At 43.3% G+C, this 24,869-nt stretch carries 20 protein-coding genes and 1 pseudogene; 11 read left to right on the top strand and 10 right to left on the bottom strand.

What is annotated here, in order from left to right:
* The first annotated feature begins 2 nt into the window (after positions 1-2).
* Complete coding sequence (locus WDV75_RS09220) at positions 3-1,811, top strand: bifunctional alpha/beta hydrolase/class I SAM-dependent methyltransferase (protein ID WP_273570865.1); 1,809 nt, start codon at positions 3-5, stop codon at positions 1,809-1,811.
* Positions 1,812-1,815: 4 nt separating this feature from the next.
* On the top strand, positions 1,816-3,159 hold the full coding sequence (locus WDV75_RS09215) for a phosphatase PAP2/dual specificity phosphatase family protein (protein WP_273570867.1): 1,344 nt from the start codon (positions 1,816-1,818) through the stop codon (positions 3,157-3,159).
* Between the two features lie 161 nt (positions 3,160-3,320).
* Here WDV75_RS09215 and WDV75_RS09210 read toward each other — a convergent pair whose 3' ends face one another.
* The 5 genes and pseudogenes from WDV75_RS09210 to WDV75_RS22110 form a co-directional block, all read right to left on the bottom strand.
* The gene (locus WDV75_RS09210; RefSeq protein WP_273570917.1) at positions 3,321-4,316 is read right to left on the bottom strand and encodes an IS701 family transposase; all 996 of its coding nucleotides are present in this window, start codon (positions 4,314-4,316) and stop codon (positions 3,321-3,323) included.
* 257 nt (positions 4,317-4,573) lie between these two features.
* Positions 4,574-5,071 (bottom strand): EVE domain-containing protein, encoded by a 498-nt coding sequence (locus tag WDV75_RS09205; protein ID WP_273570869.1) that lies wholly within the window; start codon positions 5,069-5,071, stop codon positions 4,574-4,576.
* A 1,455-nt stretch (positions 5,072-6,526) separates the two neighbouring features.
* Positions 6,527-6,826 (bottom strand): hypothetical protein, encoded by a 300-nt coding sequence (locus WDV75_RS09200; RefSeq protein WP_338861101.1) that lies wholly within the window; start codon positions 6,824-6,826, stop codon positions 6,527-6,529.
* Positions 6,827-6,910: 84 nt separating this feature from the next.
* Positions 6,911-7,156 carry a hypothetical protein gene (locus WDV75_RS09195; protein WP_273570872.1) on the bottom strand — a complete coding sequence of 82 codons (246 nt, stop codon included), beginning with the start codon at positions 7,154-7,156 and terminating at the stop codon, positions 6,911-6,913.
* Between the two features lie 26 nt (positions 7,157-7,182).
* A pseudogene (locus tag WDV75_RS22110) lies at positions 7,183-7,524 on the bottom strand (IS701 family transposase); the annotation flags it as partial.
* 20 nt (positions 7,525-7,544) lie between these two features.
* On the opposite strand from WDV75_RS22110, the gene WDV75_RS09185 reads away from it, so the two are divergent.
* From WDV75_RS09185 to WDV75_RS09170, 4 genes are all read left to right on the top strand, one after another.
* Positions 7,545-8,216 carry a glycosyl hydrolase family 65 protein gene (locus tag WDV75_RS09185; RefSeq protein ID WP_273570875.1) on the top strand — a complete coding sequence of 224 codons (672 nt, stop codon included), beginning with the start codon at positions 7,545-7,547 and terminating at the stop codon, positions 8,214-8,216.
* Positions 8,200-8,625: a DegT/DnrJ/EryC1/StrS family aminotransferase gene (locus WDV75_RS09180; protein ID WP_273570877.1), complete on the top strand. Its 426-nt coding sequence runs from the start codon at positions 8,200-8,202 to the stop codon at positions 8,623-8,625. The genes WDV75_RS09185 and WDV75_RS09180 overlap by 17 nt, the downstream gene beginning before the upstream one ends.
* Before the next feature lie 438 nt (positions 8,626-9,063).
* Complete coding sequence (gene dauA, locus WDV75_RS09175; RefSeq protein ID WP_273570879.1) at positions 9,064-10,752, top strand: C4-dicarboxylic acid transporter DauA; 1,689 nt, start codon at positions 9,064-9,066, stop codon at positions 10,750-10,752.
* Between the two features lie 127 nt (positions 10,753-10,879).
* A complete protein-coding gene (locus tag WDV75_RS09170) occupies positions 10,880-11,791 on the top strand; it encodes an aspartyl protease family protein (RefSeq protein ID WP_273570880.1) in 912 nt (303 codons plus the stop codon).
* A gap of 66 nt (positions 11,792-11,857) precedes the next feature.
* Here the strand turns inward: WDV75_RS09170 and kdsA are convergent, their stop codons facing one another.
* The 5 genes from kdsA to hemA all read right to left on the bottom strand — a co-directional run bounded on the left by kdsA (position 11,858) and on the right by hemA (position 16,931).
* Entirely contained in the window at positions 11,858-12,712 is an 855-nt protein-coding gene (gene kdsA / locus WDV75_RS09165; protein WP_273570881.1) for a 3-deoxy-8-phosphooctulonate synthase, read from the bottom strand.
* Positions 12,713-12,902: 190 nt separating this feature from the next.
* The gene (sirB1, locus tag WDV75_RS09160; RefSeq protein WP_273570883.1) at positions 12,903-13,712 is read right to left on the bottom strand and encodes an invasion regulator SirB1; all 810 of its coding nucleotides are present in this window, start codon (positions 13,710-13,712) and stop codon (positions 12,903-12,905) included.
* The gene (gene prmC / locus WDV75_RS09155; RefSeq protein WP_273570885.1) at positions 13,696-14,556 is read right to left on the bottom strand and encodes a peptide chain release factor N(5)-glutamine methyltransferase; all 861 of its coding nucleotides are present in this window, start codon (positions 14,554-14,556) and stop codon (positions 13,696-13,698) included. Before prmC ends, sirB1 begins: the two co-directional genes overlap by 17 nt.
* On the bottom strand, positions 14,556-15,638 hold the full coding sequence (gene prfA, locus WDV75_RS09150) for a peptide chain release factor 1 (RefSeq protein WP_189759986.1): 1,083 nt from the start codon (positions 15,636-15,638) through the stop codon (positions 14,556-14,558). Before prfA ends, prmC begins: the two co-directional genes overlap by 1 nt.
* 30 nt (positions 15,639-15,668) lie before the next feature.
* Positions 15,669-16,931 carry a glutamyl-tRNA reductase gene (hemA, locus tag WDV75_RS09145; RefSeq protein WP_273570889.1) on the bottom strand — a complete coding sequence of 421 codons (1,263 nt, stop codon included), beginning with the start codon at positions 16,929-16,931 and terminating at the stop codon, positions 15,669-15,671.
* Between the two features lie 283 nt (positions 16,932-17,214).
* On the opposite strand from hemA, the gene lolB reads away from it, so the two are divergent.
* The 5 genes from lolB to WDV75_RS09120 all read left to right on the top strand — a co-directional run bounded on the left by lolB (position 17,215) and on the right by WDV75_RS09120 (position 24,772).
* On the top strand, positions 17,215-17,832 hold the full coding sequence (gene lolB, locus WDV75_RS09140; protein ID WP_273570891.1) for a lipoprotein insertase outer membrane protein LolB: 618 nt from the start codon (positions 17,215-17,217) through the stop codon (positions 17,830-17,832).
* Entirely contained in the window at positions 17,832-18,737 is a 906-nt protein-coding gene (gene ispE / locus WDV75_RS09135; RefSeq protein ID WP_273570893.1) for a 4-(cytidine 5'-diphospho)-2-C-methyl-D-erythritol kinase, read from the top strand. Before lolB ends, ispE begins: the two co-directional genes overlap by 1 nt.
* Positions 18,738-18,796: 59 nt before the next feature.
* The gene (prs, locus tag WDV75_RS09130) at positions 18,797-19,744 is read left to right on the top strand and encodes a ribose-phosphate diphosphokinase (RefSeq protein WP_120211349.1); all 948 of its coding nucleotides are present in this window, start codon (positions 18,797-18,799) and stop codon (positions 19,742-19,744) included.
* Between the two features lie 775 nt (positions 19,745-20,519).
* Positions 20,520-22,559 carry an autotransporter outer membrane beta-barrel domain-containing protein gene (locus WDV75_RS09125; RefSeq protein ID WP_273570895.1) on the top strand — a complete coding sequence of 680 codons (2,040 nt, stop codon included), beginning with the start codon at positions 20,520-20,522 and terminating at the stop codon, positions 22,557-22,559.
* 230 nt (positions 22,560-22,789) lie between these two features.
* Complete coding sequence (locus WDV75_RS09120) at positions 22,790-24,772, top strand: autotransporter outer membrane beta-barrel domain-containing protein (protein WP_273570896.1); 1,983 nt, start codon at positions 22,790-22,792, stop codon at positions 24,770-24,772.
* Positions 24,773-24,869 lie beyond the last annotated feature (97 nt).

Genomic DNA, 24,869 nt, shown 5'->3' with positions numbered 1-24,869 from the left:
ACATGACACTCTTAGCAAAAACACCCACGTCGAAAACACAAACATTAAATCAACGCATTGCCGAAGAACATTATTTTACCACATCAGATCAGACCGCCCTGTTTTATCGTTATTGGCCCCAGGCGCAGGATAAGGCAAAAAAAGCAATTATTATTTTTCACCGAGGCCATGAACATTCAGGAAGAATTCAGCATGTTGTTGATGAACTCAATCTTCCTGATGTGCCAATGTTTGCATGGGATGCTCGTGGACACGGAAAAACAGAAGGGTTGCGCGGTTATAGTCCATCAATGGGCCGTTCTATTCGAGATGTTGATGAATTTGTCAGGTTTATTGCTGCCAATTACCATATCGCAATGGAAAATATCGTGGTCATTGGTCAGAGTGTTGGAGCTGTGTTAGTGTCCGCCTGGGTACATGATTATGCGCCCAAAATCCGCGCCATGATACTTGCAGCTCCTGCGTTCGATATCAAATTATATGTTCCCTTTGCAGTGCAGGGATTGCGATTGATGCAGAAAGTACGGGGAGTTTTCTTCGTCAATTCTTATGTAAAAGCGAAATTCCTGACTCACGATGAAGCCCGTATCACATCTTATGACCGTGATCCCCTAATTACCCGCGAAATTGCCGTCAATATTCTGCTAGAACTTTATCAAACGGCAAAACGTGTGGTGAAAGATGCCAGCGCCATTACCTTACCGACACAACTGTTTATTTCTGGTAATGACTATGTGGTGAACCATAAACCCCAACACCAATTCTACCAACAATTGAATACCCCGATTAAAGAGAAACATGTTATGGCGGGGTTTTACCACGATACGCTGGGCGAAAAAAATCGCCATTTCGTCTTCGACAAAATACGTACTTTTATTGATCGTATTTTTTCAGTTCCACGTTACCAACATGATTACAGCAATGAAGATATCTGGAGCCACACAGCCGATGAGTTTCGTACTCTATCTCATCCATTACCCCGCTGGTGCCCTAAAAATCTCAGCTATAAATTAATGCGTAAGGCAATGAATACACGCTGGGGCAAAGCTTCTGAAGGTATTCGTATCGGCCTTGAAACAGGTTTTGATTCTGGCTCCACGCTGGATTATGTCTATCGCAATCAACCACAAGGTCAAGGAATTTGGGGACGGTTAGTCGATCAGCAATATCTCAGAGGCAATATTGGCTGGCGCGGCATACGACAGCGTAAAATCAATATGGAAACCTTAATCCGCCAAGCGATTCACCATCTACATCAACAAAACCAACCGATTCATATTGTCGATATCGCGGCCGGACATGGACGCTACATTTTTGATGCGATCAACGACTTCAGCAAAATTGACTCAATTTTGTTAAGGGATTACAGCGAAATTAATGTTAATCAGGGCCAAACTTATATTGAAGAGCGTAATCTTACCGATAAAATCCGTTTTGTACTCGGTGACGCTTTTGATACTGAAAGCATTACAACCATTTCCCCCACACCAACTTTGGGCATAGTTTCCGGTCTTTATGAACTATTTTCTGACAATACGTTAATTAAAAATTCCCTGCGTGGTCTTGCTGATGCGATCGCCGAAAAGGGGTATCTGATATATACCGGACAGCCTTGGCACCCACAACTTGAAATGATTGCCCGCGTTCTTTCCAGTCATCGCGAAAATCAGCCGTGGATCATGCGACGACGTACCCAAGGTGAAATAGACGCATTAGTAGAAGCGGCTGGTTTTGAAAAACAGTATCAATTAACGGATAACTGGGGGATTTTTACTGTATCGATTGCCAAACGTATTCATCGCCGGAAATAACTCTATGAAATTCCCAATGCAACTTGCCCTTGAAAGTCGTCAACGTTTATGGCTGACAGCCTGTGTATGGCTATTGTTCCTGACACCCTTTTTCTTTATGACATATGGGCAAATTAATCAGCTCACCTCACTAAGAGACGACATAAAAGTCGTCGTTTTCAGTTGGGAACAGAATATCCCTTTTTGGTCATGGACAATTATTCCTTATTGGAGTATTGATTTTTTTTACGGGATATCATTATTTATCTGTACCAACCGCCGTGAGCAATGGCTTCACGGCTGGAGATTAGTGACAGCGTCACTGATTGCCTGTACCGGATTTTTGTTATTCCCTTTGCAATTTTCATTTTCCCGCCCTGCAACAACTGGTATTTTCGGTTGGCTGTTCACTCAACTAGAACTGTTTGATTTACCCTATAATCAAGCACCGTCCTTACATATTATCCTGTTATGGTTACTCTGGCTGCGTTATTCCACACACATTCAAGGTTACTGGCGTGGTTTGCTGCATGTCTGGTCTCTCCTGATTGCCTTATCAGTCCTTACCACTTGGCAGCACCATTTTATTGACGTGATCACAGGCTTTGCCGTAGGTGTGATCATTAGTTACTTATTACCGATTTCACATCATTGGCGGTGGCAACCAAGCCAGGGTAGCTATGCTCGGAAACTCTTTGGCTGTTATATAATGGGAAGTTTCTTTTTTACGCTGATGGCATATGGATTAGGAGGAATTTTCTGGATATTGTTATGGCCTGCTATATCATTATTGATGATCGCCCTTGGTTATGCTGGATTAGGTAATTCAGTGTTCCAAAAACAATCCGATGGATGCATGTCACTGTCCGCACGTTGGCTACTGGCACCATACCAATTTGGGGCTTGGCTTTCTTATCTTTGGTTCAGGCGCCAAAGTTCTCCTTATAATCATATCGTAGAAGGAATTATCCTCGGTTGCTTACCATGCCAATCTGTTATTGAATCAATCAATATAACCAGTGTGTTTGATCTGACTGCTGAGTGGCACAGAAAACCTGATAATCAAGGAAAACACTATGTATGCCAACCTCAAATAGATTTATTACCGCTAACACCAGAAGCACTGCAATCCGCTGTTTGTACGTTGGATAAATTGCACCAAAAAGGCAACGTATTCATCCATTGCACACTCGGATTGTCCCGCAGTGCCATGGTTGTAGCAGCATGGCTATTGAAACAATATCCTGAATACAACATCACCAGAGCAATAAATGTCCTACGTAAGGCCAGGCCATTAGTGACTTTCAGGCAGGAGCATTGGGATGCTCTTGCACAATGGGAAAGCATCTATCGGTATAGGAGAACATGATATGCAACTAGTACTACAGTCGTAACTGCTTTATGGGCAGATATTCCTTCCGGTGGCGGTAATGACATTGTTGCGCATAGTACTGATGTCGTCGCCGCCAGTCTGACCAAGATAAAATCTGTTTTAGGGTTTCTCCTGCCTTCATCATTTTTGACAACAACTTACGCAGTTCCGATACACTTCGGGCTACCCGTCCCTCCGGCGTTTTTTTTCTCCTGTATTCGCAAAACTGCCAGTACCGCATGGGCCAATAATGACAACGTAATATGCCGATACCACCTATGCCACTGCCGGACTTCGTAATGATCCAGTCCACATTCCCCTTTCGTTTCCTCAAAGCCGCTTTCGATTTCCCAGCGATGCCCGGCCACCTGAACCAATGTGTTGAGGTTTGCCTGGTCTTTGTGTGCATAAACAACATAATAAGCCCGTTCTTGCTTATCATCCCGGCTACGCCGGATCAGGAGATAATGACCATAGCAACGTTCTTCTTCACTCATCTGTAAACGCCAGAGCGGGATCCGCGCCCAGTCATACCAACGTTCTCCCTTTGTTCCCAACCCGGCTGACTGTTTTTCCCAATCGTCAGCCGTCAGACTGGCGGCAATCACGTCCGCTCTGACATAGCAAGGTGCTTGCCACCAAAGTGGTTCATTCTTAGGGATCGCGAGGACAAAAGGTTGATACTGGGCTTCCAGCCAGCATCGCAAGCGGCGGTCACCCAACGGCAAGGCACGCCCGCGCTGAAGGCTCGCTCCAGCATTTGCCGGGCAAGCTGAGGTTTGGTTGGCAAAGTTCACCGAATCAGGAATGCCGGCGGCTTCGCAACGCGGGCGATCCGCCGTCCACTGTTCGGGCAGGTATAATGCCCGGTCAATAAAAGCATGACCGCCATGACCGGCATAACACAGGAAGACGCCTATCTGACTGTTTTCGACCCGCCCGGCGGTGCCGCTATATTGGCGTTGGACGCCGGCAGAATGGGTGCCCTTTTTGATAAAGCCGGTTTCATCAATGATAAGAATACCTTGCTCATCACCCAGATGTTCAGTGACATAGTCGCGTAAGACATTGCGGGCGGCTTCTGCATCCCAGTGGGCGTGTTCCAGAAAATATTGAATGTTATCCGGCGAGCGTTCACCGAGCCATTCAGCCAGTTGCCAGCCATTTTTACGTTCAACATCACTGAGTCATCCCCGAAGATAAGCCAGACAACGTTGTTGAGAACTCGCAGAGTGAAACAGCGAAGTCAGACGGGAATGGGCAGTCAGGAGCTCTTGTTCCCAGAGATTGATAGGTGAGGCCATGTGGCACCTCCCTAGGGTGAGGAAGAAGGGAGATAGCTATCATGACACAATATTAACTACGACTGTAGTACTAAGCAGTATTCACCTCGGCACAGCTGCTTCTACCACTAACTATGATCGGTAAATAAGTCCAGAGTTTGACCTGTTGATTCCTGCTTAACCGGCCTGAGAACGGTTGGTGTCCTATTGGGCAACATGGCTTGCTCTATCAACAAAAAGTCGGCGGCAGTAATTTCAAAGTGGCCGAAGCGGAATTTATAACCCCAGTTACTGTGCCCTGCGGTGAAACTAAGCTGATCGAGCAAGGGGTGAATAGGGGCATCGACACAAGGCTGATAAGCGATATCACGCCGGTAGGGTACGAAGGTTGGTGTCATCTGAAATTGATAGGTTTCCTCCCCGATGACAGTACCAATGGCGGTAAAACTCTGACATTTCTCTTTCCCCTGAAATTGCAGAACGGGGGAATAAAAAACAATGCCATCACCCACTGCCATCCTGGTCAGCGGTGAACGTTTTCCGTGACACACCTGACAAAATCCACCTTGTTCACCGAACTTGATATGTTCTCGGGAGACAACGCCACACCAATACTTTGTCATCATAGTTCTCCTATTAAATGTAATTGGCTTGATTCATTACATTATTAACCAAGCCGATGACTTATCTAATTCGCGGTTGCCAGAGAAATAATATTATTTACCGACTCAGGCAGACCGCCCTGCATATGTGGCCAAATCTCTTTAAAGTTTAACATACCTAAGAGGTTAAATTTTATATTTATCTGTATCTAAAAATATTTTTCCAGATTAGTTGTCAATACACAACATGGATACCATCCTAGTTAGATTTAAAAAATAAATAAATTTAAAAATCGGTATATTTTAGGTATAAAAGAGTCATATAAAAATTAGCTATGTATTTCCTCACCTCAAGATCGCATAATTTTATTTTGACTAAAAACTACATTTTTAAAAAATTAAACCATAAATTATAATCATACAGAATGCTATTATTTTTTATTTTTAAAAAAAGATTTTTATAATCTCTAAAAAAGCAATTACATTGACATTTCACACATCATTATATGCCAATAAAAATTTCCATATATTATTTAGCATAACAGTAGAGATAGCGACCTTCATTAGCACAATTTTTAATAGATAAAAATTTAATATTCTCTAAAAAAATTCAAAAATTATCAATATTAATTAATATTATTTTTTTCAATAAACTTTAAAGCTCATATAGTAAATTTAACTAAAATAAAACAAGCCTCAATCAAAAAAATGTTCAAATTAGAATTTTGAATATCTATTTTTTCTGATACAAAATCATATAATTCATTATTAATTTGTGATTGTTTTTCGTGCTACTTTTTGCTTCTGTAATAATAATACATCGTTATAAGTTATAATGTAAAGGATTTTTTATATTACTTAATGTGATGATAACATTTGATATAGTGCATTTACATGATGATTACACAAACACCTAAATAGCTGTTCCGAATACCGCTACAGTTGTTGTTTTTGGGCGTATTTTGCACAAACCTCAGTTGTGGCTAGGGAACCGGCTCGACAGCTGGATCTCCTACTGATACAGAGCAAGTCCAAGCGTAGTAAGGCCTTGCATAGAGTGTAACACAATAGTCGGATAAACAGCCTGTTGCCAAACTGTGCTCTTCTGAGAACGGAGCGTGCGGTAGAGTAGAGCGCCAGCGAGTTACCGTTTATCACGGTACTTTTCCGGGCACCCCCTCTCCAAACCGGACATGGGTCTTTCGATCTGGGGTTTTCCGCCGGAATTTCCGAAAAGCTAAAACGTGGAATAAAATAACCTGTACGTAAGACCAGGTCTAACCGGACAGTAAAAAAGTAGCTATTTCTTGCAAAAAAATCTGATTACTACGTTTCATATGGTTGGTACGCATTAATTCTCATTGATGGAACCTTAATCGTACATCCTAATAATGCGAAACATGTATAAAAAAACGTCAAATTCATGGCATCGGAATTTCCGGCGGAAAACCCCTATCTGATCTAAATGGAGTTCTAATACTACAGCCGTAATTGTTCTGTCACTATAGGGTTATTCCGACGACAGTAATGACATTGTTGTGCATAGTATTGGTGTCGTCGTCGCCAGTCTGACCAATGTAAAATCTGTTCGACTGCCTCTCCCGTTTTTTCCATCAATTTTGACAACAGCTTACGCAGTTCCGGGATACTCAGGGCTACCAATCCCGCCGGTGTTTTTTTCTCCCGTATCCGCAAGACCGCCAGTACCGCATGAGCTAATAGCGATAAGGTAATGTGCCGATACCAACTGTGCCATTGCCGCACTTCATAATGATCCAAGCCACATTCCCCCTTCGTTTCCTCAAAACCACTTTCAATTTCCCAGCGATGCCCTGCCACCTGAACCAGAGTTTTCAGGTCAGCCTATTCTCTGCGGGCATAGACGATATAATAAGCCCGCTCTTGTTTCTCATCCCGGCTGCGCCGAACCAGCAGATAATGCCCATAACCCCGCTCTTCCTCACTGAGTTGTAAATGCCAAAGCGGCACCCGAACCCAGTCGTACCAACGTTCTCCCTTTGTCTCCAATCCCGCGGAATGTTTTTCCCAAAACGAAGATGGCAGACTGTCCACAACCTTGTCGGCTCTGGTATACGTGGGCCCTGCCACCACACGTGTTCATTTTTGGGGCTCGCCAGTACAAACGGTTGATATCGGGATTCTAACCAGCACCGCAGGCGACGATCTTGACCATACACCGTATCGGCGGTCACCCAACGACAAGAGACGCCAGCATCTAATGCACATTCCAACATCTGTTGGGTAAGTTGGGGTTTGGTGGCAAAGGTGACCGAGTCAGGAATGCCAGCGGCTTTACATCGGGGCCGGTCATCTGTCCATTGTTCAGGCAGGTATAAGGCCCGGTCAATAAAGGCATGGCCGCCCTGACCGGCATAACAGAGAAAGACGCCTATCTGACTGTTTTCTATCCGTCCGGCAGTACCGCTATATTGGCGTTGGACGCCAGCAGAATGGATCCCTTTTTTGATAAAATTGGATGATTATTGACGGTGTTTCTATTCCAGAGGAATTCGATGGATATGCAATGCTTCAAGATACTGAACTAAGGAACGAGAAAAAACGTGGACCACAATTCATCGATGAACATGAACGGTGTTCTGCTGAAAAACTGCAAAACTTCACATCTAAAACCATAAAACAGGCTGATGTCGTCCTGCTTATGTCATTGTTTCCTAATGATTTCTCTGATGAAGTCAAAAGAGTAGCATTCAACTTCTATGAACCCCGTACTGTCCATGAATCATCACTCAGTTATGGCCCTCATGCAGTGCTTGCTGCAGATATAGGTAAAGTTGATACCTGCGCCGATTTTATATCACGCGCAAGCCGATATAATCTGGATTTCACTCCCATATTAAATTACAAAAATGGGTTACACCTTTCAGCTTACGCGGGTGCATGGCAAGGACTTGTTGAGGGATTAGCTGGACTACGTGTTGCTGATAAAAAGCTTTATTTTCGTCCCCGATTACCATCTGATTGGGATTCCTATCGGTTTATGCTTTATTTTTGCGGGCAACGACTTATGGTCAGTGTATTTGCAGATGGCATCATTGACATCTACTGTGGAGGAAAGAAACTCACTACCGAATGTTGTCCAGATGGACGTATCTATATTTGCGGAGAAACAAATGACTTCATTCGCTGAACGTGCATCGCCTTATTCCGAGGCGTTACGTTCCTCATCATTCCGGAAATTGCTTATTGGTCAAGGTCTTTCGATGATTGGTGATGCAGTCTGTTTAGCTGCCCTTCCTGTTGCGGATATAGGGGCAGGAAAACAGGGAAATGCTTATTATCATTATGTTGTAAGATCAAGAAAACGAGACAAATTGCAGCAGCATCTAGCTAAACATGATATTGAAGCTGCTATCCATTATCCAATACCGATACATCGGCAACAAGCATGGCTTCGTAGCCAACCTCAAATAGTTCTTCCCGTTACTGAACGTTTAGCACAAGAAATTCTCACTATTCCTTGTCATCACCACCTTTCAGACAACGACGTTGAGAAGATAGTAATGGCAATAAAACAATTTGATTTAATTAAGGTTTAATCATATACAGGATCTTAAGCAATAACCGCTTATTTTATTTACCTGTCCCTGCAACATTACGAGGGCAACTCCTGCTTGCCGGAAAAAACATTAAAAGAGGTAACAAAACAAATCGTTCCAAAGTCTTAGACCAGCACTATCGACGAAATGGCTATGAATTTCGAGTCATCCGCTGTTGGTTTGCTGAAGAAAAACGGTACGGAATTTGACTGACGAATTTGCCGACAGAGACGTTCACAGCCAATAATTAGGATTATTTGTGCTATTTATCTTAAAGTGAGCATCAAACTCAAAATTTACCCACGTGACCAAAAACAAGCACTAATCTATTAGTTAACTTTTTGACATATAACACTTTTCTGAGCTGATAAAAGCGATATGCTGGCATAACTTTTTTCAGCTCATCATTTGCCATCTTATTTTTTGGTTCTCAATTAAATGAATACTCGTAAAATTAAGGGAATACGTCCATTTAGTGCGCTTATTGACGCTTGTTGGAAAGAAACTTACTCTTTTCAGCGTCTTATCAAAGACATAATTGCTGGTATCACCGTGGGAATTATTGCTATCCCACTGGCAATGGCTCTGGCAATCGGTAGTGGTGTTGCACCACAATACGGCCTGTATACTGCGGCCATTGCCGGCATGATTATTGCTGTGACCGGAGGATCACGCTATAGCGTTTCCGGCCCAACAGCAGCTTTTGTGGTGATACTCTATCCTGTATCGCAACAATTTGGCCTCAGTGGTTTGCTCATTGCCACGCTCATGTCAGGCATTATCCTGCTTATCATGGGATTAGCGCGATTAGGCCGGTTGATTGAGTATATTCCACTGTCTGTTACGCTTGGATTCACTTCTGGTATTGCCATTACCATCGCTACCATGCAAGTGCAAAATTTCTTCGGCCTGAAATTAGACCATGTACCGGAAAATTATATTAATAAGGTGATTGCCCTCTCCCAAGCGTTTCCTTCATTACAACTGAGCGATACCCTTATTGGTTTAACAACCCTGCTGGTCTTGATTTTCTGGCCAAAACTCAGGCTAAAGTTACCAGGTCACTTACCCGCTTTAATAGCAGGTACAGGTATCATGGGGATCATGCATCTGTTAGGCCATGATGTGGCAACAATTGGTTCATCATTTAGCTATACGCTGGAAGAAGGTACACAAGGCCAAGGTATTCCCCCCATTCTTCCCCAATTTGTCCTGCCGTGGCAATTACCTGATACTCATTCTCTTGATATTAGCTGGAATACAATATCAGCATTACTGCCCGCTGCATTTTCTATGGCAATGTTAGGCGCAATTGAATCCCTGCTGTGCGCCGTTATTCTTGATGGCATGACCGGAAAAAAACATCATTCCAACAGTGAATTAATCGGTCAGGGAATGGGTAATATTGTCGCCCCCTTCTTTGGTGGGATCACCGCAACTGCGGCTATCGCTCGCTCAGCCGCCAATGTGCGGGCAGGAGCAACCTCACCAATTGCCGCTGTCGTTCACTCCCTGCTGGTATTGTTGGCACTGCTGGTTCTTGCCCCAATACTTTCTTATTTACCGCTTGCCGCTATGTCAGCTATTTTGTTGATTGTGGCGTGGAATATGAGCGAAGCCCATAAGGTTGTGGATCTCATCCGCCGTGCCCCCAAAGACGATATCATCGTGATGTTGCTGTGTATGTCATTAACGGTTCTGTTTGATATGGTAGTAGCAATCACGATAGGCATTGTGCTGGCTTCACTGTTGTTTATGCGCAAAATCGCCAACATGACACGAATCAGCATTTCTCCCGCAACGAATCATGATACCGGTTTATTGGTTGTGCGAATTAATGGCCCCCTGTTTTTCGCAGCCGCAGAGCGTATTTTTACTGAACTGAAAGAACAAGGCACCGATTATCACACCATTATTATGCAGTGGGACGCTGTTCCGGTTCTGGATGCAGGTGGGCTACATGCTTTTCAAGCATTCGTTCGGGAAATGGGAAAAGAGAAACATCTCGTTGTGTGCGATATCTCCTTCCAGCCTTTGAAAACGCTGGCACGAGCCAAAGTCGAGCCAATTAAAGGACAATTGAGTTTTTATGCCACTTTATCCAAGGCACTGAAAGAAATAGATTAATCTAAATCCCCAGATAAGAATATTGGATGCTTTTTTTGGTCTAATATTCTTATTGCAAATCTCAAGAGAAGCGCATTTTTCACCCCAAAGTTTGACTTAAATCTAAACGCAGATAGGGAGAATTTTCATGCTTTTTTCACGCAATAAACATCTTGTTGCAACAGTGCTCATCGTTTTTTCTTCTATTACACCAGTGTTTGTCACAGATTCCATGGCTGCTGAAGAAGTTATGCATATAAATTTTCAATTTGATAAATTCTCTATGCCAATAGCAAATCTCGAAATTGATGGGAAAAAGCAAAATTTAGTGATCGACACGGGTGCATCTCAAGGCCTCCATTTAACGAAAGAGTTTATGTCGGAAATTTCAGGCTTAGTGATAGATCCTGAAAAAGCACGCTCTACTGATATTACAGGCAAAGTTTTTTTTAATGATAAATTTCACATTCCACAACTTTCGATAAACGGGATGATATTTAAGGATATTACCGGCGTTTCGTTGACACCGTGGGGAGTCACCTTATTAGGCCAAGAAAAAAAGCTCCCCGCTTCGATGGTAATAGGACTTAGTTTATTCAAAGATAAAGTTGTTCTTATCGATTACAAAAACCAACAACTGTCGGTTTCTGACCATTTGCAAGCGTTGGATGTCAATGTGACTGCTGGTTGGAGCGAATTACCGCTGAGACTCACTCAAGAAGGTATTATTGTCAAGGTTTCACAAAACGCCAAGAATTACAACATGATCCTGGATACTGGTGCAACAGCTTCTGTGTTCTGGCAACAACGGCTACAATCCCCCCCAGTTATCCTTCCCTGCCGGGCTTTAAGCAAAAAACTGGAAAATGAAGAATGCGATGTATCGACGTTTCAAATTGATGAGGATGGGATTAAAAAAATAGAACTCAATTCACTATTGGTTGATGGAGATTTTAATCACTTAAATGCGGATGGATTAATTGGAAATAACTTTTTCAATCAATATTCAGTATTAATTGATTTTCCCGGCAAGAGATTATTTATTAAAGATAATGCGTAAAAAATAAGCGGTCACAGGGCAATATTTCTGTAACCGCATTATCAAAAAACCAAACAGATCCCGTGATTATTTGCTGGTATCCAGCTCTGGGAAACTTTTCACTACATCATCAATGGCTTTCATCTGCATCAGGAATGGCTCCAGCTTTGCCAATGGTAATGCTGATGGGCCATCACATTTTGCATTTTCTGGATCAGGATGAGCTTCAAGGAACAAACCGGCAATTCCTACCGCCATACCAGCACGAGCTAGTTCTGACACTTGCGCACGACGACCACCGGAAGCCGCACCCAATGGATCACGGCACTGTAATGAGTGAGTAACATCAAAAATCACTGGCGAACCCTGGGTTGCCTGTTTCATGACACCGAAGCCCAACATATCGACGACCAGGTTGTCGTAACCAAAATTACTGCCGCGATCACACAGTATTACCTGATCGTTACCACCTTCTTTAAATTTTTCAACAATATTTCCCATCTGCCCTGGGCTAACAAACTGCGGTTTTTTGACATTGATAACTGCGCCCGTTTTTGCCATCGCCTCAACCAGATCAGTCTGGCGGGCAAGAAAAGCAGGAAGCTGGATGACATCAACCACCTCTGCAACAACTTGGGCTTGGGCGGGTTCATGTACATCCGTGATGATTTTCACGCCAAAAGTCTGTTTCAGCTCTTGGAAGATCCTCATCCCCTCTTCCAGACCTGGCCCGCGATAGGAGTGGATCGAAGAACGGTTAGCCTTATCAAAAGACGCCTTAAAAACATAAGGAATGCCCAGTTTTTGCGTTACGGTCACATAGTGTTCACAAATACGCATGGCCAAATCCCGTGACTCAAGGACATTCATTCCACCAAACAGTACAAAAGGCAGATCATTTGCGACCTTGATGTCACCAATATTAACCACTTTCTGTTGCATGTTTATACCTTCTCTTGTTAAGGACAAATAATTTGCTGTATCTATAAAAATAAATAAGGAGCAAGGAAATGCTGCCTTATATACCAATCGTCTTTCAAGATGCGTCTTATATCTCCTCGCGTAGCGGGGGATATATAAACAATCACATTGATTTGCAAGCTGCAACTTGAAGTTGGATTGGATAACACCTTTAATGGAGAATGATTGCTCTCTGATCAATGGTGTTAATCTGCATTTTTATCATTTCTGAGATCGGGTCCTCAGGGCAATGTTCGACAAAATAACTCAAATCTGAAACAGCAATGTGATTACAATCGAGTTGCGCATAAATTAGCCCTCGGTCGCGAATTTCATATGGGTCTTCGGGATCGAACATCAGCACGACTTCGCTGGCCTTTAACGCCAATTCCATTTTTTTCTCTTCCATTAAGGAAACTTTGATAATATCAGTCACTTTTCGCACAATGCTGTTATTATCGGCTTCCTGTAAATCCTTATTTTCTAAACGAACCATCGGGCCAATATTACCTTTCAACCAGACATCAAGGATATGTTCGTTGAGCGTATCGCCATTCATCGGGTTAATAAACCATGTCGGCTCATCAGCCAAATCAATCCGTAAGATTAACTGTGTCGGGAATATAACAGGCTGTACGGGCAATACCAGCGCCTGAGCAATATGGGTAAATATCGTTCCCAATGTGACGGGAGCGCCTTGGCGTGAACGCAATACATTATCCAACCACAAGGTATCCGATAAACAATACACCCCATTCGCGCCACCAAATTTCCATTCTCGATAAAACAGCATCAATAATGCGTGTAATTTTGCTTTGGTGTCAGTAATAGAGGAAAGTTTTTGGCGCGCTTCTTCAACCAATACTGTTAATTGCTCAGTCACCATTGTGTGGGGGAAATCAGGACGAATGGCCCGTGTTACCAGAATAATACCATCTATCAGGGAAGCATTATTGAATTCATAATTAACTATGGTTTTCATCTTTATTCCATTGACCTACCGTGATACGTTCGTTACCACCATAATCCTGAAAAGTTGCTATCTGTTGATAACCTTTTTCCAAAAATAGGTTTCTGACAACGATTCCCTGTTTCCAGCCATGTTCCAATAATAGCCATCCGTTTGGTAACAGGAAGTGGCGAGCCTGCTCTATAATTGTCTGCAAATCTGCTATGCCATTTTGTGCAGCGATCAATGCAGTGGCTGGTTCAAACCTGACATCTCCTTCGCGCAGATGAGGGTCAAGCTCATCAATATAGGGAGGATTACTGACAATCATATCAAATTGTCTTTCCCCAACCGCAGAAAACCACTCACTTTGCAGAAAATTCACATTGTGAACAGACAATTTTTCCGCGTTTCTGGCAGCATTATGTCTTGCCAATGCGACTGCATCAGGGTTGATATCCACCCCAGTGACATAGCAATCATGCCGCTCACTTGCCAGCGCCAATGCAATTGCCCCTGTTCCCGTGCCAAGATCCAGAATTTGTGCCGATGATACAGGCAATAGTTCCAAAGCTTTTTCAACCAGGCATTCCGTATCAGGACGCGGGATTAACGTTGCTGGTGATACAGTCAGGGGCAGCGACCAAAATTCACGCTCCCCCACAATATAAGCAATCGGCTCACCCTGGATGCGGCGAGCCAGCAAGGTCTCAAGCTGGCTAACTTCTTTTGGGGAAATTGGTGTCTCATGGAATGCAATTAAGTAAGTGCGGGAACGCCCTGTTACGTGTTGCAACAGAATTTCTGCATCACGCTTAGGGCTGTCACTTTCAGTCAACTGCATAGCTGCATGTCGGAGCCAATGTTGATAATTCATCAATCCTGCTCTGACAATGCGGATAATTGGTCTGCTTGATATTCAGTAATGATAGGTTGGATAAGCATATCCAGTTTGCCTTCCATCACTTCTTCAAGACGGTATAACGTCAGGTTGATACGGTGATCGGTAACGCGTCCCTGTGGGAAGTTATAAGTGCGGTTGCGATCTGAACGGTCACCGGAGCCAAGTAAGTTACGGCGTTCAGAGGCCTCAGCCTCCTGACGCTTTTGCATCTCAGCGGCACGGATACGCGCAGCAAGCACAGACATCGCTTTGGCTTTGTTCTTGTGCTGTGAACGCTCATCCTGACATTCCACGACAATCCCCGTTGGCAAGTGGGTAATTCGAATGGCGGAGTCAGTGGTATTGACGTGCTGCCCGCCTGCGCCGGAGGAGCGATAAGTATCAATTTTCAGATCGCCTGGATTAATGTCCGGTAATTCCGCTTCCGGGATTTCTGGCAGGATAGCTACTGTACACGCAGAAGTATGGATGCGCCCCTGGGATTCTGTTTCCGGCACTCGCTGGACACGATGACCACCAGACTCAAATTTCAGGTGTCCATAAACTTGCTCACCAGAAATTTTGGCAATCACTTCTTTATATCCGCCATGTTCACCTTCATTGGCACTCATGAGTTCCACTTTCCAGCGACGGGATTCAGCATAACGGCTATACATACGGAATAAATCTCCGGCAAATATCGCAGCTTCATCCCCCCCCGTTCCGGCACGAACTTCAAGGAAACAGTTGCGCTCATCATCCGGATCTTTCGGTAATAACAACAATTGCAATTGCTGTTCCAACTCTTCATTACGAATTTTTGCGCTTTTGAGTTCTTCCTGCGCCATTTCCCGCATTTCGGGATCATCAAGCATCATCTCGGCTGTTTCAATATCATCCTGAACGCTTTTCCAGGCTTTAAAACAGTTAGTCACATCCGTCAGTTGAGCATATTCTTTTGATAATGCGCGAAAACGCTCTTGATCAGCAATGACTTCAGCATCACCGAGGTGAGCCAACACTTCTTCATGGCGTTCTTGTAATGCTTCCAATTTAGCGACAATAGAAGGCTTCATTCGTAATATCAGACCTTATTTAGAATAGGGTTAGTTATGATCCAGCCCAAGGCTGTCCCGTAATAGATTCAGGCGTTCCAAATCGCCATCACTGGCAGCCTGTTGGAGAGATTTAGTCGGTGTATGGATCAGACGATTCGTCAACTGGTAGGTCAATTGGTTAATGATCTGTTCAGCATCAGCACCCTGCCTTATGGACATCAATGCCTTTGCCGTCATCTCAGCCCTAATTTTCTCTGCCTGCTCTCGATATTCGCGAATTGTATTAACAGCGCCTTGAGAACGCAACCAATCCATGAAATAGCTGCTTTCTTGTTGCACAATCCCTTCCGCAACCACTGCCGCAGCTTTACGTTGGGCAAGATTTTGCTGAATGATAGCCTGTAAATCATCCACGCTGTACAGATAAACATCACTCAATTTTTCCACATCCGGTTCAATATCGCGAGGAACGGCAATGTCAATCAGCAACATGGGTTGGTTACGACGCAATTTCAATGCCCTTTCGACCATACCTTTGCCAATGATCGGCAATGGGCTGGCCGTAGAGCTAATGACAATATCCGCTTCAGCCAATCGGGTATCGATATCCGGTAGGGAAATGACTTCGGCATTGACTTCACTGGCAAGCATCTGTGCCCGCTCTTTTGTCCGGTTGGCGATCATCATGTGGTTTACGCCATGCTCTTTTAGATGACGGGCAACCAGTTCAATCGTTTCCCCCGCGCCCACCAGCAGGATATTCAGTTGGGAAAGGGATTCGAAAATTTGCCGCGCAAGTGTACAGGCCGCAAATGCGACAGAAACGGCATTGGCGCCAATTTCGGTTTCTGTTCTGATCCGTTTAGCCACCGAGAAAGATTTTTGGAATAAGCGTTCCAGTTCACTCGACAAAGATTGATAATTTTGCGACTCAGAAAAAGCCTTTTTCACCTGTCCCAAAATCTGCGGTTCCCCCAATACCAGGGAATCCAGGCCGCTTGCAACTCGCATTAAATGGCTGACGGCTTCATTGTCTAAATGCCAATAGAGGCTGCCTGTCAAATCATCAGGGTTAAGCTGATGATATTTACATAGCCAATTAATTAACTGTTCTTTTAAATTACCCTGCTGTTCAACGCTGAGATAAAGCTCTGTACGGTTGCAGGTAGACAGTACAACGCCACCTCGCACCAGTGGTTGCTGGAGCAAGTCATCAAGCGCTAATCCTATCGTGTCAGGAGAAAAAGATACCCGCTCACGTAAAGAAACAGGCGCTGTTTTATGGTTGATACCGAGTGCTAATAAAGTCATCTTAACTGCATTGAGTTATCATAGGAGGCAAGATCATGATGATATCGATAATTATTCTCATAAACTCACACCCTTCATAAGGACTCTCATTGGTCGAGCATTCTACTTGATGCATCTGTGCAATAAAAGTCAATCAGGTGATTATGCGATAATTTTATTCGAGAATTCTCAGCAAACTTTCGTTAAATTACCCTCTATGATTATAAACTTGGGTAGCACGCTTTAAATTGTCATATTTATAATCGACAAAATGCCAAGCTCTCTTACTACCAAGGGTTACCGTATGAAAATGTCTGCTTTTTTTCGCTTACTTCCCCTCTCCGGAGTTTTACTGACTGCCTGTACAATCACGCAACCCCCTATGGGTACGGGATCAGCAGATACACCACAATGGCACGCCCGTGAACAGCAACTGCAAAAATTAGGGCATTACCAAACCCGAGGTTCTTTCGCTTATCTGGCAGATGAAAAAAAAGTGTACGCCCGATTTTTCTGGCAACAATATTCCTCTGACAATTATAAGTTACTGTTACTCAATCCATTGGGTACAACAGAATTGGAATTATTCGTCGAACCAAATATGATTCAGATCACTGACAATAATGGTAAAAAATATCTCAGTGATAAACCCGAATCTTTGATTTACCAACTGACCAATATGAATATTCCTCTGGATAATCTAAGAAGTTGGATCATCGGTTTGCCTGGTAATGCCAAAAATTTTCAGTTAGATGCAAACTACCTGCTTAAATCCGTCAGTGACAAAAAAAAGGGTGAAATTTGGCGCGTAAATTATCAAGGATACGATACAACGATCACGCCCGCCTTACCCACCCGACTGGAGCTTACGCAAGGAAACAACCGCATAAAATTAAAGATGGATAATTGGACGATTCAATAATGACTTTAACCTGGCCTTCTCCGGCAAAATTGAATTTATTTTTGTATATCACAGGGCAGCGGCCTGACGGCTACCATGAACTGCAAACCCTGTTTCAATTTTTAGATTATGGCGATGAAATCACCATTTCACCGCGTCGAGATAATCAAATCCGCTTACTGACTTCGGTTACAGGTGTCGCTCATGATGACAATTTGATCGTGCGGGCCGCTCGATTATTGCAAAATCATCTATTACAAAAACGTGCTGTACCGAATCTCAATGCGGATATTCAATCTGTCACCGAACATTTGGGAGCCGATATTCACGTTGATAAATGTCTGCCAATGGGCGGAGGTTTAGGAGGCGGCTCTTCCAATGCGGCAACGGTATTAATTGCCCTCAATCACCATTGGCAAGCCAATCTGTCCGATGATGAATTAGCACAGCTTGGCGTATGCCTTGGGGCAGACGTTCCTGTCTTTGTCAAAGGCCATGCCGCTTTTGCCGAAGGTATTGGAGAAAAGCTCCAGCCTGCTTCACCGGCAGAAAAGTGGTTTTTGGTTGCCCACCCTGGAATTGAAATATCAACCCCGACAATCTTCACAGATCCTGAATTAAAAAGAAATTCTCCGATTCGCGCTCTGCCCGCATTATTACAGGCACCATTTGCAAATGATTGTGAACCAATCGCAAGAAAACGTTTTCGTGAGGTTGAACAGCTTCTTTTATGGCTGTTAGAATACGCACCGTCACGCCTGACCGGAACCGGTGCATGTGTTTTCGGCGAGTTCGAATCAGAAGCATCGGCCCGTAGGGTGTTAAATGAAACTCCAGAGTGGATGCAGGGTTTTGTTGCGCGTGGCGTTAACATTTCTCCCTTGCATACATTCCGCTCTGGGATACCCATGTTATTGAACCAATAAGCAATATTTGTTTGATTGGTCAACAATATCTCTCTGGACGCAAGCCTGAGGTTTTTCTCGTGCCCGATATGAAACTTTTTGCTGGTAATGCCACACCTGAACTAGCACAACGTGTTGCCAACCGCCTGTACACTAACCTGGGAGACGCTGCTGTCGGTCGTTTTAGCGACGGTGAAGTCAGTGTTCAAATCAATGAAAATGTACGCGGCGGTGATGTTTTCATCATCCAGTCTACTTGTGCACCAACCAACGACAACCTGATGGAATTAGTTGTTATGGTCGATGCGCTACGTCGTGCTTCTGCTGGTCGTATTACCGCTGTTATTCCTTACTTCGGTTATGCCCGTCAGGATCGCCGTGTCCGTTCGGCACGTGTACCTATCACTGCAAAAGTTGTTGCTGATTTTCTGTCCAGCGTTGGTGTAGACCGTGTTCTCACTGTTGACCTACACGCCGAGCAGATCCAAGGTTTCTTTGATGTTCCGGTTGATAATGTATTTGGTAGCCCAATTCTTCTGGAAGATATGCTCCAGAAAGAGCTGGAAAACCCCATTGTTGTCTCTCCAGATATCGGTGGTGTTGTTCGCGCCCGTGCGATTGCCAAGCTGCTAAACGATACAGATATGGCTATCATCGATAAACGTCGCCCACGTGCAAACGTTTCTCAAGTGATGCATATTATTGGTGATGTTGCTGGCCGTGATTGTGTTCTGGTCGATGACATGATCGATACAGGTGGCACACTGTGTAAAGCGGCTGAGGCATTGAAAGAGCGCGGAGCGAAACGGGTGTTTGCTTATGCAACCCACCCTATTTTCTCTGGCAATGCAGTGGAAAACATCAAGAACTCAGTGATCGATGAATTTGTGGTCTGTGACACAATTCCTCTGTCTGATGAGATTAAGGCGTTGAACAAAGTTCGCACTTTGACACTGTCTGGTATGCTGGCTGAAGCCATTCGCCGTATCAGCAATGAAGAATCAATCTCTGCGATGTTTGAGCATTAATGTTTAAGTTTTAGCGTCAATATTAAGTGCTAACTTATTCAAGTGATTAAATAAATCATTGCTTGAAAAACCCCGTTGCTGCATTTGCAGCAACGGGGTTTTCTGTTTTTTTAATATATTTAGCTAATGATTTCGCTTAGAATTAATAATAATTAAAAATAGTACCATTTAGAAAATAAGTAAAACTATCAATAAATTAACACAAGATCTTAAATTTCACCCAATAAAATAAAACGATTAAATAGCCATATAATCTAATATTAATGCCCCATAAACATTTCAATCCATCTGGTACGTCCAGTTCCTAACATTCTAACAATACTGGTGTCATTGAATAGTTACTGCTAACCTGTCGCACGCTTAATGGCGCTGGTTTTACTTCTTTACATCACACAACAGTATCGGAAAACAGGTATTATTTCTTTTCTAAAAAAATAAATTATTCTAATAGATAAGTTATCAAGATCCAGGGATGAAAAGGATAATTTTCGATTGGTTATTTTATGTGCGCGATTAAGCGTTGAATTTTTTAAGATCCCAGTATCCATAAAAAATGCAAAGCAACATGGAAGTTCAATAACCTGAAACCATAATTAATCGTAGGCAGCCGTTACCAATAAGTCAGCTGTCTTATATGGGTTTATCTCAATATTAAACATATCAACATCTCTAACCTACTGAGGAAGAGTTGCGGGATGCTTTTTGCCCAAAAACCCGCTTTTCTAAAGACAAGATGTTGATTAATAGCAAAAACTACTTTTTAAGGAGAGTGCCAATGAAAAAGGCATTTTTATTTACACCTGCACTGCTAGCGCTTTCAATTAATGCTATTTCTAATGCTCATGCTTATGATCAAGTCTATATCTTTGGGGATAGCCTGAGTGATGGTGGCAATAACGGACGCTACACCACAGATGGAGCAAAAAGCCAGTTATATTATGAGTATATTGCTCAATATATTACGAACACCCAGCCAACGCCATCCAAGGATGGTGGAACTAATTATGCGCAAGGTGGGGCTATGGCGATTAAATATAAGTTTAATACGCAAGAGCAGCTCAATAGATACCTTAATAGCCAAAATGGAAAAGCTAATCCTAACGGCATCTATATTCATTGGATAGGGGGTAACGACCTCGCCAATGCCTTGGAACAGTCTTCAAAAAAAAACGATCCACTAGAACGTGAGAAAGTTGCCGCTGATATTACCATCACCAGCGCTACCGCAGCCGCAAATCAAATCAATCAACTTATCAAACAAGGTGCTGGATTAGTTATTGCTCCAACCGTTCCTGATGTGAGCACTACCCCTAGATTTTTAGAAACATTACTTAGTCAAGCTATCATTCGCCAGACTTTAGAGTCTAAAGGTATTAAAGATCCTGAAGTTTATAACAATCTACCTGAAGACCAAAAAAAACCCATCGAACAAAAAATCAATGACACTTTGAAATTAGTTCATGATGGCATTAATACCCATATTACTCCTAATAGTGATTACCGCCGTCAATTGCTTGAAGGGACACTGAAAACAATTGCAGAAAAATCGTATCCAGGTGACAACGCCAAGATTACAGAAACCTATGAAAAACTCCTCGCTGCCTATAATGATGCAAGTCAAGAGGCTACAAAACTCACTGATATATATAATGAGCTAGTCGACAAATTGATCAGCGAAGGAAACGGTAATATCTTGCGTGCCGATATCAATGGATTATTACGTGAAGTGATCGCTAACCCTACGATTTATGGCATCCAAAATACATTGGGTTATGCTTGCGAGCAAGGTAAAAACGCGGATCAATGCTCTTCCAACGACCCAGAATTTACTAAAGACAAAGAATTTTTATTCTCTGATTCTTTCCACCCAACCCCGTTGGGACACAAGATAATGGGCCAATACATTAACTCTATTTATCATGCCCCGTCACAGGTAATGACATTGAATCAAGTCAACCGCGCACCAGTGAAAAGTGCCCTCTCTTCCCTTGATGGTCACCTGCAACAACTGCGTAACGGTGGCAACGAACAAGGTAAAGTTGGTGTCTTTGGTGGCTACACGGGTAACCAAGATAAAACCTTTACACTGGGTAGCGATTATCAGCTGATAGATAATCTGCTATTGGGTGCGATGTACTCTAACTATAAAGAAGAGCGCTCACCGATTGCTGACTTCTCTTATGAAAGCCGTGGTCATGTTTTGACAGCGTATACATTGTGGAACTATTACAACAATGGTTGGTTAAGTGGTGACTTCCATTATTCACGTACTAACTATGATAGCCTGACTCGTACCATTCAACTTGGTGAAGCGACACGCAGGGAAACCGGTTCTACCACAGGTAAACAATGGGGAGCACGCATTACCGCTGGTTGGGATATTCCTGTTACTCACTATCTGACCACCAGCCCAATCATCCAATATGTCTGGGATAAAGGTGAAGTCGATGGCTACCGTGAATCCGGCAACAATAACACTTCCATGCATTTTAGTGATCAAGATTACACTTCTAAAGTTGGCACCCTGGGTTGGCGCGTAGATACTAAATTAGGTCGTTTCAATCCTTATGCTTCTGTCCAGTTTAATCACCAATTTGGTGATACAAGCTACAAACTGAGCAGTGCCATTAACTCTACCAAAACTTCCTTTGTGCGGGAAAGTAGCAAACAGAGCACAAACTGGCGTCAATATACTGTCGGCGTGAACGCAAACCTGATCAATAACCTACGCGGGTTTGCTTCCGTTACCCGTAATGACGGCAATAGCCAAGATCCTAGCTACAATTTCAGCTTAGGTATCAACGCAAGTTTCTAAGAAAACATTGATTAAGGGACGCAAGGCAAAATGACTGCCTTGCGTTTTTGTTTAATTATCACGCGAACGTTAACGTTCTGTTTAATTTTTGTATATGCAATTGCAAGTAGTATCGAACTGAAACAATCAGAAAATCAGCCATTAACCGAAGAAAAATGAGCAAATGCCCTTTTAAATCAAGGTGTTTTGGCTGGCATGAAAATAATGCGCTGTTTTTTCAGGAGAACTACATGAAGACAACACTCTTTTTAGTATCAGCCACGGCCGCACTATTCGTTAACCTCATGACAAATGCTTATGCCTATAACAATGTATATGTTTTCGGGGATAGCTTAAGTGATGGCGGGAATATCGGCAGATTTACAACCGATGGCAAAGACGCTGAGCTATATGATGAATACATAGCCCGAAACCTTACTGGCAAAAAAATAATACCCTCTGAGAAAGGTGGAACCAATTATTCCTATGGCGGAGCAACCGCTAACGGCTCTGGTAATCCTATATGGGATTTTATTGCGCACCCAACAAAGAAACAGCTTGATGACTATTTGCAGGCACACTCTGGACGGGCTGATCCGAATGGTTTGTACATACATTGGATAGGCGGCAATGATGTAAAGAACGCTCTGCAAGATTTAGCGAAAGGCGATGAAAAAGCGGCGCAACATCGTATCACTGAGAGTTCTGCATCCGCGGCATCGCAGATCAATCAACTCATTAAGGCTGGCGCGGGTTTAATTATTGTGCCTAATGTCCCTGATGTTGGGACAACCCCCCAAATTATGGAAGCCGTGCTTCAAGGCGCTTTAAAAAAAAGTAAAATACCCGATGACAAAATCGCCCAAATTCTGAAACAAGCACACGAAGCCATCAACAAGTACCCTACGCCGAATAAGGAAATCAGAGATAAAATTCTCCAGGGCGTTTTTAAAAAGATTGCTGAAGGCGCTTCTCCCCAAGATCCAGAAGCAGCAAAAGAAATTTACCGCAAATTGCTTGATGCTTATGATAATGCCAGTAAAACTGCGTCCCAATTTTCCGACGAATTTAACCAAAACGAAGAAAATCAACTCAGTAACGGCAATATCCTGCGTGCCGATGTCAATCATCTCTTAAGGGAAGTTATTGAGAATCCAACCATTTATGGTATTGCTAATACCCTTGGTTATGCCTGTCCACAAGGTACAATCGCTGCCCTGTGTTCTTCTTCCCAGCCTGGCTTTGATAAGAGCCAACCCTACTTATTTTCCGATGACCTCCACCCAACCCCTTACGCACACAAAGTCATCGGCCAGTACATTATGTCGATCTACAACGCCCCTTTACAAGTGATGGCGTTGAACCACATCAACCGCACCTCAACCACAACGGCGCTAAGCTCACTTGAAGGTCACCTGCAACAGCTTCGCAATAATCATCAGGCCAAAGGTAAAATTGGTGTATTTGGCGGTTATACCGGCAATCACAATAATACCCTTACATTGGGTAGTGATTATCAACTGACGGATAATTTACTATTAGGCGCCACAATTTCACGTTATAAAGATGAACAAAATGCAACACCTAATTTCAACTATGCTGCTATTGGTCATGTCATAACTGCTTACACACTCTGGAACTATTATGGTAATGGATGGCTGAACGGTGATGTTCATTATTCACGGACCAATTACGACAACCTGTCACGCTCTATCCAGCTTGGTCAAGCCACTCGCAGGGAATCAGGTTCAACGATGGGCAGACAGTGGGGTTGGCAGATTGCAGCAGGCTGGAATATCCCTATTACGCCTTACCTGACCACCAGTCCAATCATCCAATATTCCTGGGATAAAGGGGATATTGATGGTTATCGTGAAACAGGTAACAACAGCACCTCCATGCATTTTGCAGCTCAAAATTATCATTCCAAAGTTGGCTCGGTGGGTTGGCGCGTAGATACCAAACTAGGCCGCTTCAATCCTTATGCCTCTATTCTGCTCAATCATCAATTCGATGATGAACGCTATACCCTTCGCAGCGCGATCAATGCGACCAAAACAAGTTTCGTCCAACAGGGAGAGAAACAAAATAGAGATCATATCCAATATACAGTCGGTGTTAATGCCAATCTGACCAATGACTTTCGCGCATTTGCCGCCGTATCACATGAAAAAAATGATAATGAACCGAATCATGACTACTATTTCAACCTCGGTTTCAATGTCAATTTTTAATCTACGTGTTACCTTTCAAGTTGCTCATTATAATCATTGTTTCTCCCCGCTTCGCGGGGAGAAACAATATGCATCTTGATGTGAGATGGGTATACAC

The organism is Xenorhabdus griffiniae (assembly GCF_037265215.1).
Taxonomy (GTDB): Bacteria; Pseudomonadota; Gammaproteobacteria; order Enterobacterales; family Enterobacteriaceae; genus Xenorhabdus; species Xenorhabdus griffiniae.
Note: the sequence above shows the minus strand (reverse complement) of the source record. Positions and strands in the feature narration are given on the sequence as shown.